The organism is Enterobacter cloacae complex sp. IR5412 (assembly GCF_049237385.1).
In the GTDB taxonomy this organism is placed as follows: Bacteria; Pseudomonadota; Gammaproteobacteria; order Enterobacterales; family Enterobacteriaceae; genus Enterobacter; species Enterobacter intestinihominis.
The window spans coordinates 167079-181574 of sequence record NZ_JBMKHQ010000001.1 but is presented as its reverse complement, the minus strand read 5'-3'; the positions used below and the strand labels follow the sequence as shown (position 1 = coordinate 181574).

Genomic DNA, 14496 nt, shown 5'->3' with positions numbered 1-14496 from the left:
TTTTTTAACAAACCGGCAGCACTGAGGGTTTGTTAACCGTGATGCAGGTCACAAAATGGTTGATTTTTGTGATGACGGTCATATTATAAGCGTATTGATAATAACACCTGCATAACACGTTACTGGAGCAACATAATGAAACTGCGCAAAATCCTGAAAAGCATGTGGGCTAACTACTGCACAACGTTTAAAGACGTCCCACCGGGTGCGATGTTCTGATAAAAAAACCTGCTTCGGCAGGTTTTTTTATGTCTGCGGACGACGAGAGGGAGATGGAAGGGCGTCTGTTTTGCTACTATGGCTGCCTTTGAATAAGGAGAACCCCATGTCACAAAACCTGAGCGCCGATCAGGAACTGGTATCTGACGTCGTCGCCTGCCAGCTGGTTATCAAACAAATCCTTGATGTGATTGACGTTATCGCGCCGGTTGAGGTACGCGAAAAGATGTCGACCCAGCTAAAAAACATCGATTTCACCAATCATCCTGCTGCGGCGGACCCGGTTACGCTCCGCGCGATCCAGAAAGCGATCGCGCTGATTGAACTGCGCTTCACGCCGCAGGGTGAGTCACATTAAAATAAACCGATGTTTTAAAATTAGAAACCGTTTTCTGATTTTACGTCGAAGGGCGACAGAGTCTGTCGCCCGCAGAAGGTTCAAAAGAACGTCTGCACCAGCAGATAGCTCACCACGCAGGCACAGCTGACGCCAATCAGGCCCGGCAGAATAAAGCTGTGGTTGATGATGAATTTACCGATGCGGGTGGTGCCGGAGCGATCGAATCCAATACAGGCCAGATCGCTCGGATAGGTGGGCAGCACAAAGTAGCCGTAGGAGGCCGGGAAGAAGGCCACCAGCATTTTCGGATCGATGCCTAACATCAACCCCATCGGGGCGACTGCGGTTAAGGCCGCGGCCTGGCTGTTGACCAGTTTCGACACCAGAAACAACACGATGGCATACGTCCAGGGATGACTCTTCACTACCCCCTCCAGTGCCATTTTCAGTTCGTCGAGATGCGCCTGGAAAAAGGTATCGCTCATCCATGCCACGCCAAACACCGAGAAGATGGCGACCATCCCCGCCTTAAATACCGCTCCGTTTGAAATGGCCGACGCATTAACCTTACAGGTCATCAGCATGATGGCCCCGGCAATAAGCATCATCATTTGAATGACAAGGTTCATCGACAGGGCCGTCATTTTGCCTTTGATCTCAAACGCCGGACGCAACTCGGGCAACGCACCCAGCAGGACCACAACGGCAATCCCGGCGAAGAAGATCCACGTTGACCAGTAGGCCTGTTTAGGGAAACGCTGATCCATCAACGTCTCCGTTCCCCCATAGATAAACTCCCGCTGTTTCGGATCTTTCAGCTTTTCCTGAAATTCAGGATCGTCTGCGAGGTTTTTTCCCCGGCGCAGGCTCCACAGTGCCGCAATGGCGACGCCTGACAGTGAGGCCGGTACGGAAACGGCGAGTATTTCGAGGATCCCCCACGCGTGGCCGATACCGTTCTGCGCACCCAGAATTGAGACCAGCGAAACGACGGCCACGGAAACGGGGGAGGCGGTGATCGCCATCTGTGAGGCCACCGAGGCCACCGCCATCGGCCGTTCCGGGCGAATGCCTTTTTTCAGGGCGATATCCGCGATAATGGGAAACATAGTGTAGACGACGTGGCCGGTCCCGCAGAGAAAGGTCAACATCCAGGTGGTAAACGGCGCGAGAAGGGTGATGTGCTGGGGATGTTTTCGCAGCAGGCGCTCTGCGAATTGCATCATCACGTTCAGGCCACCGGCGGTCTGTAGTGTTGCCGCGCAGCCGATGACGGCGAGGATCGTGAGCATCACGTCAACCGGCGGTTTACCGGGTTGCAGACCAAAGACAAAACTCAAAATAAACAGGCCGATGCCGCTTATCAGCCCCAGGCCCATCCCGCCGAAGCGGGTACCTACCAGCAGGCAGAGGATAATGACAATAAACTCAATGGTGATCATGATGCTCCCTCGTTAATGAATGTAATTAAACAAATCATTACACGATGTGTGGTTATTCATTGGGAGCAAGATCTGATTTGTTAAATGTCAGCAAAAGCAGGGAGTTGGCACCCACTCCCTGACGGGCTGAGGGATCCCCAGTAATTTGAAAGCAAAAGCGATAACGTTGCCTTCAGAATAACTGAAGGCTTTCAGCGATGCCTCGGTCCGGCTGTAAATCGCTGAGGCGTTTCCTGTAGGCCGGGGCGAGGCGCAGGGATGCGCCGAGAGGGCGGGCTTTACAGGGATGTTACCTCCGCCCGTCCCCGATAAGCCGGAAGGAATAAGCCGAAGGTACCGCGAAGCGGCGATTTTCCGCCGGAAGCCCGGGTCGCCAGGGTGGTGGCGACTGAGCCACCCTGGCACGTTCACCGGTTATGCCGTGACAGAGTAGCAAGGAACATAAAGTGAACGGAATGACCACCAGAGCCGTATGTTCCCCCTCACCCCAGCCCTCTCCCTCAAGGGAGAGGGGGCCGTCTGTGCAGGCATTATTTTGTGGGGAACTCTCAGCCCTGACGGGAGCGGGTGAAGGGACTTAGTGGTGTTGCACGGTAGCTATGTCGAGAAGATGGCGGTCCGTCTGCTCCAGACAGATCCCCGCGCGTTTCGCGTTGCGGATTTCGTCTGCGAGCGTTTTCAGCAGCATGCCATCCTGCTGCTGCTCTCTGTCCATATCACGTAAAAACTTGAGGGTAATGATGTCCTGTTGCGCTTTGGCTTCATCGGCCAGCTTGTTCAGCTTTGTACAGCGTTGCTCATACTCTTCAAGCGTTTTCTGGAACAGTTCCTCCAGAGAGGAGTAATTATCTTCAATCGTTTCAAGCTCTTTGACTGTGGGATTGGCGCCGATGGCTTTCAAAAAGTTAAAGACACGCATCATGTGCGTGACGTTACTTTGCGCCTGAGTACGAAAGAAGGTGGCAGTGCCGTTGAGGCTTTTTCTGGAACACCAGGCGCTCAAATGCAGATGCAGATTTGAAGCATAAAACTCCAGGTTCATCTGGGCATTCAGTTTTTGCATCATCGTTTGGGTAGTCATACTCATATCCTTATTGACTGTGGGACTTGATGTCCGCTACGAAACCTGACCCGGCAGGTACTGACGATTGAATAACAGAAAAAGATTTCTGCAAGGTAAACAAACTCGAAAATTCACGTCCTGTGTTCGATTTAAATAAGCATACGCTTCTCTTGGAATTAAGAAAACTCTTAGTTGGGCTGTGTTTACCATACATTACAAATTTAAATATAGCGCAGAACAGAAAACAGGTGACGAGATGTAATATTTTTTATCTATATGATTTTAATGATATTAAAATCAGTGCTTCCCATTTTTATCGTTTCAGGAAACCTTCTGTGGCGGGAAATTCTGTGAAAGTGTTAAATCAGAAATAATAACTGCAAATATATCCTGCTGTAGCAAATTTGAGCTAAATCAATTTTCACATAATATACGGTTCTGTGATCGCGTCGTAAGATTGTTATCTAACAAATCTGGAAAATGAAACGATGTTTTATATCTTTTCACCCGTAGAGGTTTATGATGACAAAAGTTGCGGTGCTGCTGGCACCTGGTTTTGAAGAAGCAGAAGCGATTATCACAGTTGATATCCTGCGTCGCTTGCAGATTGAGGTGGAAACGCTGGCCTGCGCGGAGTCCCGTGCGGTAGTGAGTTACCACAATATCCCCATGGTGGCTGACAGTACATTAACGGAACGTATTAATACGCTGTATGACGCGGTCGTGTTACCCGGTGGGCCGCAGGGGAGTATCAATCTTGCGGCTAACCAGGAGGTGATCCGCTTTGTTTCCGCGCATGACGAGCACGGCAAACTCATCTGCCCGATCTGCTCTGCGGCTGCGCGGGTGCTGGGCGCAAACGGGCTACTGAAGGGGCGGCGCTACGTCTGTTCCGGCGATCTGTGGCAGACCGTTGATGATGGAGTATATGTGGATGCGCCGGTGGTGGAGGATAACAACCTCATCAGCGGCAAGGGGCTGGGGCACGCTTTTGACTTTGCGCTGACGCTCTCTGCGCGTCTGTTGGGCGACGATGCCCCCGTGCGCGATCATGCTGAACACATCTATTACCGCTGGTAATTTTCTGCCGGACGCTAAGGCGTCCGGGTTACAGGGATTTCTTAGCTGACCTTATGGATAATCCTGCTTAACTCCTTTCCATTTGTAGGACAATTACGTCCTTTTTTATGTCATTTTTCGCTGAATTTATGTACGCAATTACTGTAATTCTGCGGTGTGATGTCGCTCTCTTATGGATGATTAATTTCCCGCTAAAACTATCTCCAGCAATAACGCTTATAACGAGGTAAGCGCTAATGCCTTGTTTTAAGTCCGATTAAATAAGTTGTTCGCCATTATTCCCTACAGATAAGAATGCTAAAGCTGGAGTTTACCATGCACAAATTTACTAAAGCGCTGGCGGCCATCGGCCTGGCTGCCGTTATGTCACAATCCGCTATCGCTGAAAATTTAAAGCTCGGCTTTCTGGTTAAGCAGCCGGAAGAACCGTGGTTCCAGACCGAATGGAAATTTGCTGATAAAGCCGGAAAAGATTTGGGATTTGAGGTAATTAAAATCGCCGTACCTGACGGCGAGAAAACGCTTAACGCCATTGATAGCCTGGCGGCGAGCGGCGCGAAAGGTTTCGTTATCTGTACGCCGGATCCAAAGCTGGGTTCAGCGATTGCCGCGAAAGCGCGCGGTTATGACATGAAAGTGATTGCGGTGGACGATCAGTTCGTGAATGCCAAAGGCAAACCGATGGATACCGTTCCGCTGGTGATGATGGCGGCCACCAAAATCGGCGAGCGTCAGGGCCAGGAGCTCTATAAAGAGATGCAAAAACGCGGCTGGGATGTAAAAGAGACCGCCGTGATGGCGATTACCGCTGACGAGCTGGATACCGCCCGTCGTCGTACCACGGGCTCCATGGACGCGCTAAAAGCGGCTGGCTTCCCGGAAAAACAAATCTACAAAGTCCCGACCAAATCCAACGATATCCCGGGCGCCTTTGATGCGGCGAACTCCATGCTCGTCCAGCATCCGGAGGTGAAACACTGGCTGGTGGTGGGGATGAACGATAACACCGTGCTGGGCGGCGTGCGTGCAACGGAAGGCCAGGGCTTTAAAGCACCGGACATTATCGGGATCGGCATCAACGGCGTGGACGCCGTGAGCGAACTGTCTAAAGCGCAGGCGACCGGCTTCTACGGCTCTCTGCTGCCAAGCCCGGATGTCCACGGCTATAAATCCAGCGAAATGCTTTACAACTGGGTGACCAAGGGGGTTGAGCCGCCGAAATTCACCGAAGTAACCGATGTGGTGCTGATCACCCGCGATAATTTCAAAGAGGAGCTGGCGAAAAAAGGACTGGGCGGTAAGTAATACGCTGTGATTGCGCCCCTCACACGCCGTGAGGGGCCTGACGTACACACTACAGGAATCACGGAGTCGTTATGCAACAGTCTGATCCGTATCTCTCTTTCCGCGGCATCGGTAAAACATTCCCCGGCGTAAACGCGCTGACCGATATCAGCTTCGACTGCTATGCCGGTCAGGTTCATGCCCTGATGGGGGAGAACGGCGCGGGAAAATCCACGCTGCTAAAAATTCTCAGCGGCAACTACACGCCCACCACCGGCACGCTGGCCATTCGCGGCGAAGAGGTGGCCTTTGCCGATACCACGGCAGCGTTAAACGCGGGCGTCGCCATCATCTATCAGGAGCTGCATCTCATTCCTGAAATGACCGTGGCGGAGAACATCTACCTGGGCCAGCTTCCGCATAAAAGCGGCGTGGTCAACCGCTCGCTGCTCAACTATGAAGCGGGCTTGCAGCTCAGGCACCTTGGGCTGGATGTCGATCCGCAAACGCCCCTTAAGTATCTCTCCATCGGCCAGTGGCAGATGGTGGAAATTGCCAAAGCGCTGGCGCGTAACGCCAAGATCATCGCTTTTGACGAGCCAACCAGCTCGCTCTCGGCGCGTGAAATTGAAAACCTCTTTCGCGTGATCCGCGAGCTGCGCAAAGAGGGCCGCATCATTCTGTACGTCTCCCACCGTATGGAAGAAATTTTTGCCTTAAGCGATGCCATCACCGTGTTTAAGGATGGCCGCTACGTGCGCACCTTCACCGATATGCAGCAGGTCAATCATGACCAGCTGGTGCAGGCGATGGTCGGGCGCGATCTGGGGGATATTTACCACTGGAAGCCGCGCGAGTACGGCCCTGAGCGTCTGCGTCTGGATAGCGTTAAAGCCCCAGGCGTGCGCACACCTATTTCACTCTCGGTGCGCAGCGGCGAAATCGTCGGGCTGTTTGGCCTTGTGGGGGCAGGGCGCAGCGAGCTGATGAAAGGGCTGTTTGGCGGTACGCGCATTACCCAGGGCCAGGTCTTCGTCGACGGTAAAAAGGTCGATATACAGAAGCCTGCGCAGGCGATTAACGCGGGCATCATGCTCTGTCCGGAGGATCGAAAGGCCGAAGGCATTATTCCAGTGCACTCGGTGCGCGACAACATCAACATCTCTGCCCGGCGCAAGTTCATCCGCGCGGGATGTCTGATTAACGACGGCTGGGAGGCGCGCAACGCTGATCACCATATCCGTTCGCTGAACATCAAAACTCCCGGGGCTGAACAGCTGATCATGAATTTGTCCGGCGGCAACCAGCAAAAAGCCATTCTGGGGCGCTGGCTGTCGGAAGACATGAAGGTCATTTTGCTGGATGAACCAACGCGCGGTATCGACGTGGGGGCGAAACACGAAATCTATAACGTCATCTATGAGCTGGCAAAACGCGGCGTGGCGGTGCTGTTCGCCTCCAGCGATCTGCCCGAGGTGCTGGGCGTCGCTGACCGCATTGTAGTGATGCGTGAAGGCGAAATTGCCGGTGAATTGCTGCATGAACAGGCGAATGAACAACAGGCGTTGAGTCTCGCCATGCCTAAAGTTAGCCAGGCTGTCGCCTGAGTAAGGAGTCAATGATGTCCTCTGTTACTACATCCGGAGCGCCGAAGTCGGCTTTCAGTTTTGGCCGCATCTGGGACCAGTACGGCATGTTGGTGGTTTTTGCCGCCCTGTTCGTTGCGTGCGCGATTTTTGTGCCAAACTTCGCGACCTTCATCAACATGAAGGGGCTGGGGCTGGCCATCTCCATGTCCGGCATGGTGGCCTGCGGAATGCTATTCTGCCTGGCCTCCGGCGATTTTGACCTGTCGGTCGCCTCGGTGATTGCCTGTGCCGGGGTCACCACTGCCGTGGTGATCAATATGACCGAAAGCCTGTGGATCGGCGTGCTGGCGGGGCTGATGCTCGGCGTGCTGAGCGGTCTGGTGAACGGCTTTGTGATTGCGCGCCTGAAGATTAACGCCCTGATCACGACGCTTGCGACCATGCAAATCGTGCGCGGTCTGGCCTATATCATCTCCGACGGTAAGGCGGTGGGGATTGAAGACGAGCGCTTCTTTACGCTGGGCTATGCCAACTGGCTGGGCTTGCCTGCGCCTATCTGGCTGACGGTAGCCTGTCTGATCCTGTTTGGTTTCCTGCTTAACCGCACCACCTTTGGTCGTAATACCCTGGCGATAGGCGGGAACGAGGAAGCGGCGCGTCTGGCGGGTGTCCCGGTCGTACGGACCAAGATCATTATCTTCGTGCTTTCCGGGCTTGTGTCGGCAGCGGCGGGGATTATTCTGGCGTCGCGTATGACCAGCGGTCAGCCAATGACCTCTATCGGTTATGAGCTGATTGTCATTTCAGCCTGCGTATTGGGGGGCGTATCCCTCAAGGGCGGCATCGGAAAAATCTCATATGTGGTGGCGGGGATCCTGATTCTGGGGACCGTGGAGAACGCCATGAACCTGCTTAATATTTCTCCGTTCTCTCAGTACGTCGTACGCGGCCTAATCCTGCTGGCAGCAGTGATCTTCGACCGTTACAAGCAAAAAGCTAAGCGTACCGTCTGATTTATTTTTAGCCACTTATCTGCTTAACTATTAACCATAGTTGACCGACTGACCGGCCCGCCAGTTATGCTGACGGGCCGGTTGCTAAATGGCGAGCGCCGTCACACTGTCTATACTTACATGGCTGTTTTGTTCACTGTAAGGAGGATTAGGGTGGCTGACTTGTTAACCGCACCGCCTGTACTGCCCGGAAAATTTGCTTTCTTTTTTGACCTCGACGGGACGCTCGCCGGGATTGAACCGCATCCTGACGACGTCGTTGTACCGGATCTGGTGTTAGAGAATTTGCAGCAGCTCTCCCGACAGAACGAGGGGGCACTGGCATTGATTTCAGGGCGCTCAATGGCCGAGCTGGATGTGCTCGCCAGTCCTTATCACTTTCCGCTGGCCGGTGTGCACGGAGCGGAGCGCCGCGATATCCATGATCAACTGCATATAGTTTCACTCCCCGATACGCTGGTTCAGGCGCTGCATGCGCAACTCTCTTCTGCTCTGGAACTGCTTCCCGGTACGGAACTGGAAGCCAAAGGCATGGCCTTTGCGCTGCACTACCGTCAGGCGCCTCACCATGAGGCGGCGATCTTTTCGGTAGCAAGAAGCGTGGCGGAAGCCCATCCGGAGCTGGCGTTACAGCCCGGTAAATGTGTGGTCGAGATTAAACCAGCAGGAATTAATAAAGGCGCTGCCATTGCAGCGTTTATGGCGGAAGCGCCGTTTAAAGGGCGTACGCCAGTATTTTTTGGGGATGACCTGACCGACGAGGCCGGGTTCAGCGTGGTAAACCAGGCCAGTGGCATGTCTGTCAAGGTAGGGCCGGGTGAAACCGTTGCCGGATGGCGGCTGGAAAACGTCGCCAGCGTCTGGCAGTGGATATCTGATGTCGCTAACCAGCAACAACAACAAATAGCGCAAAACAACGGGAGAAATCATTATGGGTCGCTTAGTCGTCGTCTCTAATCGCATCGCACCGCCGGATGATAAAAAAGCCAGTGCCGGTGGCCTGGCGGTCGGGGTATTAGGTGCCCTCAAAGCCGCGGGTGGTCTCTGGTTTGGCTGGAGCGGGGAAATCAGTAATGATGAGAAACCGCTTAAAAAGGTGTCACGGGGCAATATCACGTGGGCTTCCTTCGCCCTCAGTGAGAAGGACTATGATGAATATTATTCCGAGTTCTCAAACGCCGTGCTGTGGCCAGCGTTTCACTATCGTCTGGATCTGGTGAAATTCCAGCGTGAATCCTATGAAGGCTATATGCGCGTTAATGCGCTGCTGGCAGATAAACTGCTGCCGCTGATCGAAGAAGACGATATTTTATGGATCCACGATTACCATCTGCTGCCTTTCGCCAGAGAGCTGCGAAAACGTGGTGTGAATAACCGAATCGGTTTTTTCCTGCACATTCCTTTCCCGACGCCGGAGATTTTCACGGCACTGCCGCAGCATGAAGAGATCCTTGAGGCGCTGTCCGATTACGACCTGCTCGGTTTCCAGACGGAAAACGACAGGCTGGCCTTCCTCGACAGCGTGTCCGGTAAAACCCGACTGGTCACTCACGGCGGCAAATCTCACACCGCGTGGGGACGTAATTTCCATACCGAGGTCTACCCGATTGGTATTGAGCCAGACGAAATTGCCGAGCAGGCCTCCGGTCCATTGCCTCCGAAGCTTGCCCAGCTTAAGGATGAACTCAAGCACGTTAAGAATATCTTTTCGGTTGAACGACTTGATTATTCCAAAGGGTTGCCGGAGCGATTCCTCGCGTACGAAACCCTGCTGGAAAAATTCCCGCAGCATCACGGCAAGATTCGTTATACCCAGATAGCGCCGACCTCACGCGGTGAGGTTCAGGCCTATCAGGATATCCGTCACCAGCTTGAGACCGAAGCAGGGCGCATCAACGGGCGCTACGGGCAGCTTGGCTGGACACCACTTTTCTATTTGAATCAGCACTTTGAGCGCAAAATTCTAATGAAAGTGTTCCGCTATGCGGACGTCGGGCTGGTCACGCCCCTACGCGACGGGATGAATCTGGTGGCAAAAGAGTATGTTGCAGCACAAGATCCTGCTGACCCGGGTGTGCTGGTGCTGTCTCAATTTGCCGGTGCGGCAAACGAGTTAACCTCAGCGCTGATTGTAAACCCTTACGATCGCGATGACGTGGCAAATGCCCTGAACCGTGCGTTAACTATGCCGCTTGCGGAACGTATTTCACGCCATTCGGAAATGATGGAGACCATCATGAAGAATGATATTAACCGCTGGCAGGCGCGTTTTATTGACGATTTGCGCGCGATCCAGCCGCAAAGTCAGGAAGGTGATCTGCAAAAAAAGATCGCGACCTTCCCTAAACTCGCCTGATTTTCTCCGGGGGCATTAATTGCCCCCAAGAGGCACCAGCAGGACATCAACCTGGCTTGACGAAACGATAGATTTTGCCGAGCATGCCGCACGAGAAAAAAAACTCTGGTTATGATTTCCGCAAATAACCAGGTCAATATTCTCTTTCTGACAGATGTCGAGTATATGCGCGCTTAATTCACCGGTCGCGATAACGGTCTGATGAATCGGATAGTCTGCCCTCTCCACCAACTCTTGCAGGAATTGGTGCGTTTCCTCCTGCAATACCTCACGTATATCTTCCAGCATCGGCGCAGCCAGCTGATTATACATTTCGGGTTCTGCAGCTAGCGTGATCAAGCTGATGCGGGCATTGGCGGGGCGGGCGATGGATACGGCTCGGGCGACAAGCTGGTGGCTTTCGGGAGAAACAGCAACTGAAACAAGCAGATGGGAGTAACTCATCACGCACTCCTTTGATGTCAGAATGACAAGTTTCCCCAGCTTTACCGCGAAACTGCCATTACTGCAAGAGGTGAATGCGTCATTAGTGTGAAGCTTATCATAATTATTCATTAATTATTCTTATAAGAAGAATAACTGAAAAGATGGCCTAAATGAAAAAAATTAACAGCTTAACGTAAATTACACATTTTCCCTTCCGGGTGGTTAACTCGCCTTAACTCATCATCAACCCGGCGTAGATCGTTACGCAACGAAACTGATTTTTGTGTTGCCAGCGTTAACCTCCTGTTTTTACTTTATTAATTAATGGTAGTTTCAACGTGAAGTTTTCCCCATAGCAGATCAATGCGGATTTGCCCTGTCTTTACATTTCCCAGACCCAATTCCCCCGTCCGGATGCATGAGTATTCGTTCCTGAAGAATATAAACAAGCTTGGGTTGGATAAAAAACACCCAAATTACAAGTCACGCTGATGGATTTATGGGTTACATTCGCGTAAATTATGTGACGCAGATCACATTTTTTTTAAATTCCAGGGGGGGCTGCATTGTATGTGTCAAAACTGACGAGTAGAGTTTGCGTCGAATTAGGAAAAATCTTAGTTATTTGTAAGAAAAGATAAAATGTGTAACCGACATTTTGGCCATGTTAACCGGTCACGCGCTTTACGACGTACAAACCTAAATTCAACTATGCATTTGGCCTTTTCTTTTTATACCGGGTGATTTCCCGGCGACATCACGGGGTGCGGTCTTTCCGCATAAAAATAATAGTTGGTTATTCGGGATGGGAAAAATGCATACATCCGAGTTGCTAAAACATATTTACGACATCAATTTGTCGTATTTATTGCTCGCGCAGCGTTTGATTAGTCAGGACAAACCGTCAGCGATGTTTCGTCTGGGTGTTAACGAAGAGATGGCAACCATGCTGGGGGGATTAACACTTCCGCAGATGGTCAAGCTGGCTGAAACCAATCAGCTTGTCTGCCAGTTCCGTTTCGATAACCCGGAGACCATTACGCGTCTGACTCAGGAATCCCGCGTGGACGATCTGCAACAGATCCACACCGGTATTCTTCTCTCCACCCGCCTGCTCAACGAAATCAGCCAGCCTGACGACGTAGCCCGGAAGAAAAGGGCTTAACAATGAGCGAAAAAAGCATTGTTCAGGAAGCCCGTGATATCCAGCTGGCAATGGAACTCATCACGCTGGGTGCGCGTTTACAAATGCTGGAAAGCGAGACGCAACTGAGCCGTGGTCGTTTGATCAAGCTGTACAAAGAATTGCGTGGTAGCCCACCGCCAAAAGGCATGCTGCCGTTTTCGACTGACTGGTTCATGACCTGGGAGCAGAACATCCATGCTTCCATGTTCTGTAACGCCTGGCAGTACCTGCTTAAAACGGGCTTATGCAGCGGCGTGGATGCCGTGATTAAAGCCTACAAACTTTACCTTGAGCAATGCCCGCAGCAGGAACAGGGACCCCTGCTGGCGCTGACCCGCGCATGGACGCTGGTGCGTTTTGTTGAAAGCGGAATGCTTGAATTGTCGCGCTGCAACTGCTGTGACGGCAATTTTATTACCCACGCGCACCAGCCTGCGGGCAGCTTCGCCTGTAGTTTATGCCAGCCTCCATCCCGAGCCGTAAAAAGACGTAAACTTTCCCGGGATGCTGCCGATATTATTCCACAACTGCTGGATGAACAGATCGAACACGCTGTTTAACCCGAACCTGTGGGCAAGATTCCAGCAGCGGTAAGCGATTACCGCTGCTTTTTTTTACCCTGCGTTCAGGTCACGCGCTCGAAATGAACGTCCTGCCATAGTCACTAGCGGAAGGATGATGTCGTGCTTATCTTATTAGGTTACCTGGTAGTTCTCGGTACAGTTTTCGGCGGTTACATGATGACCGGCGGGCACCTTGGAGCACTCTATCAACCGGCTGAACTTGTCATCATCGGCGGTGCAGGGGTAGGGGCTTTTATCGTTGGTAACAACGGTAAATCGATCAAGGGCACGCTGAAGGCGATTCCGCTGCTGTTTCGTCGCTCGAAATACACCAAAAGCATGTATATGGATCTTCTGGCGCTGCTCTATCGCCTGATGGCTAAGTCACGTCAGCAAGGAATGTTCTCGCTGGAGCGGGACATTGAAAACCCGAAAGAGAGCGAAATTTTCGCCAGCTACCCGCGTATTCTGGCTGACGCGATGATGCTCGATTTTATCGTCGATTACCTGCGACTGATCATCAGCGGCAACATGAACACCTTCGAAATTGAAGCCCTGATGGACGAAGAGATCGAAACCCACGAGAGCGAATCCGAAGTGCCAGCCAACAGCCTGGCGCTGGTGGGCGACTCGCTTCCGGCGTTCGGTATAGTGGCGGCGGTCATGGGCGTCGTTCATGCCCTGGCCTCGGCGGATCGCCCGGCGGCTGAACTGGGCGCCCTGATTGCCCACGCAATGGTGGGGACGTTCCTCGGTATTTTACTGGCATACGGCTTTATCTCCCCGCTGGCGAGCGTGCTGCGCCAGAAGAGCGCTGAAACCACCAAAATGATGCAGTGCGTGAAAATTACGCTGCTCTCAAACCTCAACGGTTATGCGCCACCGATCGCCGTCGAATTTGGCCGTAAGACGCTCTACTCCAGCGAACGTCCGTCGTTTATCGAACTGGAAGAGCACGTGCGCGCGGTGAAAAACCCCAACCAACAGACGACAACTGAGGACGCATGAAAAACCAGTCCCATCCGATCGTCATCGTAAAAAAACGCAAGCATAAGGGGCACGGACACGGTTCCCACGGCTCGTGGAAAATTGCTTACGCCGACTTTATGACTGCCATGATGGCGTTCTTTCTGGTGATGTGGCTGATCTCCATCTCCAGCCCGAAAGAGCTTATTCAGATTGCGGAATATTTCAGAACGCCGCTGGCGACGGCGGTCACCGGCGGGCCGCGCATATCGAACAGCGACAGCCCGATCCCCGGCGGCGGTGACGATTACACCCAGCAGCAGGGCGAAGTGAAAAAACAGCCTAACATCGACGAGCTGAAAAAACGGATGGAGCAGGCGCGCCTGAAAAAACTGCGCGGTGACCTGGATCAGCTGATTGAGGCGGACCCTAAACTGCGCGCGCTGCGTCCGCATCTGAAAATTGATCTGGTGCAGGAAGGGTTGCGTATTCAGATCATCGACAGCCAGAACCGACCGATGTTCAAAACCGGCAGTGCCGACGTGGAGCCCTACATGCGCGATATTCTGCGTGCGATTGCACCGGTGCTGAACGGCATTCCGAACCGCGTTAGCCTCTCCGGTCACACGGATGATTTCCCGTACGCCACGGGAGAGAAGGGATACAGCAACTGGGAGCTTTCTGCCGATCGCGCCAACGCCTCGCGTCGCGAGCTGGTGGCGGGTGGGCTTGATGATGGCAAGGTCCTGCGCGTGGTCGGCATGGCTGCAACCATGCGCCTGACCGACCGCGGACCGGATGACGCCATCAACCGTCGTATCAGTCTTTTAGTGCTGAACCAGCAGGCGGAGCAGGCCATCCTGCATGAAAACGCCGAAAGTCAGAATGAGTCACTGGACGATTTAAAACAGCCTGGGGCCGTCCCTTCGGCTGCCGTTCCAACATCGCCACCAGCCAATCCGAGGTGAT

Annotated in this window: 15 protein-coding genes; 12 read left to right on the top strand and 3 right to left on the bottom strand. The window is 52.9% G+C overall.

Going from position 1 to position 14496, the window contains the following annotated elements; genetic code table 11:
• Positions 1-135: 135 nt before the first annotated feature.
• Together azuC and ACOTX2_RS00860 are read left to right on the top strand one after the other, a co-directional pair.
• Positions 136-219, top strand: a complete 84-nt coding sequence (azuC, locus tag ACOTX2_RS00865; protein ID WP_003859682.1) for a stress response protein AzuC — start codon at positions 136-138, stop codon at positions 217-219.
• Positions 220-325: 106 nt separating this feature from the next.
• Positions 326-577: a DUF2766 family protein gene (locus ACOTX2_RS00860; RefSeq protein WP_003859683.1), complete on the top strand. Its 252-nt coding sequence runs from the start codon at positions 326-328 to the stop codon at positions 575-577.
• Positions 578-657: 80 nt separating this feature from the next.
• Here ACOTX2_RS00860 and ACOTX2_RS00855 read toward each other — a convergent pair whose 3' ends face one another.
• Both ACOTX2_RS00855 and ACOTX2_RS00850 read right to left on the bottom strand, forming a co-directional pair.
• The gene (locus ACOTX2_RS00855) at positions 658-2001 is read right to left on the bottom strand and encodes an anaerobic C4-dicarboxylate transporter (protein WP_063147768.1); all 1344 of its coding nucleotides are present in this window, start codon (positions 1999-2001) and stop codon (positions 658-660) included.
• Between the two features lie 577 nt (positions 2002-2578).
• On the bottom strand, positions 2579-3082 hold the full coding sequence (locus ACOTX2_RS00850; RefSeq protein WP_022648520.1) for a non-heme ferritin-like protein: 504 nt from the start codon (positions 3080-3082) through the stop codon (positions 2579-2581).
• A 504-nt stretch (positions 3083-3586) separates the two neighbouring features.
• Here ACOTX2_RS00850 and ACOTX2_RS00845 point away from each other — a divergent pair.
• The 6 genes from ACOTX2_RS00845 (at position 3587) to otsA (ending at position 10386) form a co-directional block, all read left to right on the top strand.
• Entirely contained in the window at positions 3587-4144 is a 558-nt protein-coding gene (locus tag ACOTX2_RS00845; protein ID WP_045308667.1) for a DJ-1/PfpI family protein, read from the top strand.
• Positions 4145-4459: 315 nt separating this feature from the next.
• The gene (araF, locus tag ACOTX2_RS00840) at positions 4460-5449 is read left to right on the top strand and encodes an arabinose ABC transporter substrate-binding protein AraF (protein ID WP_023300466.1); all 990 of its coding nucleotides are present in this window, start codon (positions 4460-4462) and stop codon (positions 5447-5449) included.
• Between the two features lie 71 nt (positions 5450-5520).
• A complete protein-coding gene (gene araG / locus ACOTX2_RS00835) occupies positions 5521-7035 on the top strand; it encodes an L-arabinose ABC transporter ATP-binding protein AraG (RefSeq protein WP_023300465.1) in 1515 nt (504 codons plus the stop codon).
• 14 nt (positions 7036-7049) lie between these two features.
• Positions 7050-8030, top strand: a complete 981-nt coding sequence (gene araH / locus ACOTX2_RS00830; RefSeq protein ID WP_022648516.1) for an arabinose ABC transporter permease AraH — start codon at positions 7050-7052, stop codon at positions 8028-8030.
• A 153-nt stretch (positions 8031-8183) separates the two neighbouring features.
• Positions 8184-8987 (top strand): trehalose-phosphatase, encoded by an 804-nt coding sequence (otsB, locus tag ACOTX2_RS00825; RefSeq protein ID WP_022648515.1) that lies wholly within the window; start codon positions 8184-8186, stop codon positions 8985-8987.
• Positions 8962-10386 carry an alpha,alpha-trehalose-phosphate synthase gene (gene otsA, locus ACOTX2_RS00820; protein WP_022648514.1) on the top strand — a complete coding sequence of 475 codons (1425 nt, stop codon included), beginning with the start codon at positions 8962-8964 and terminating at the stop codon, positions 10384-10386. Before otsB ends, otsA begins: the two co-directional genes overlap by 26 nt.
• Before the next feature lie 15 nt (positions 10387-10401).
• Here otsA and uspC read toward each other — a convergent pair whose 3' ends face one another.
• Complete coding sequence (gene uspC / locus ACOTX2_RS00815) at positions 10402-10830, bottom strand: universal stress protein UspC (RefSeq protein WP_022648513.1); 429 nt, start codon at positions 10828-10830, stop codon at positions 10402-10404.
• A 796-nt stretch (positions 10831-11626) separates the two neighbouring features.
• Here uspC and flhD point away from each other — a divergent pair.
• The 4 genes from flhD (at position 11627) to motB (ending at position 14495) form a co-directional block, all read left to right on the top strand.
• On the top strand, positions 11627-11977 hold the full coding sequence (flhD, locus tag ACOTX2_RS00810; protein ID WP_074136341.1) for a flagellar transcriptional regulator FlhD: 351 nt from the start codon (positions 11627-11629) through the stop codon (positions 11975-11977).
• Between the two features lie 2 nt (positions 11978-11979).
• Positions 11980-12558 carry a flagellar transcriptional regulator FlhC gene (gene flhC, locus ACOTX2_RS00805; RefSeq protein ID WP_022648512.1) on the top strand — a complete coding sequence of 193 codons (579 nt, stop codon included), beginning with the start codon at positions 11980-11982 and terminating at the stop codon, positions 12556-12558.
• A gap of 123 nt (positions 12559-12681) precedes the next feature.
• Complete coding sequence (gene motA, locus ACOTX2_RS00800; protein ID WP_003859696.1) at positions 12682-13569, top strand: flagellar motor stator protein MotA; 888 nt, start codon at positions 12682-12684, stop codon at positions 13567-13569.
• Positions 13566-14495, top strand: coding sequence for a flagellar motor protein MotB (motB, locus tag ACOTX2_RS00795; RefSeq protein WP_022648511.1), 930 nt, complete (start codon positions 13566-13568; stop codon positions 14493-14495). The genes motA and motB overlap by 4 nt, the downstream gene beginning before the upstream one ends.
• The last annotated feature ends 1 nt before the right edge of the window (position 14496 follow it).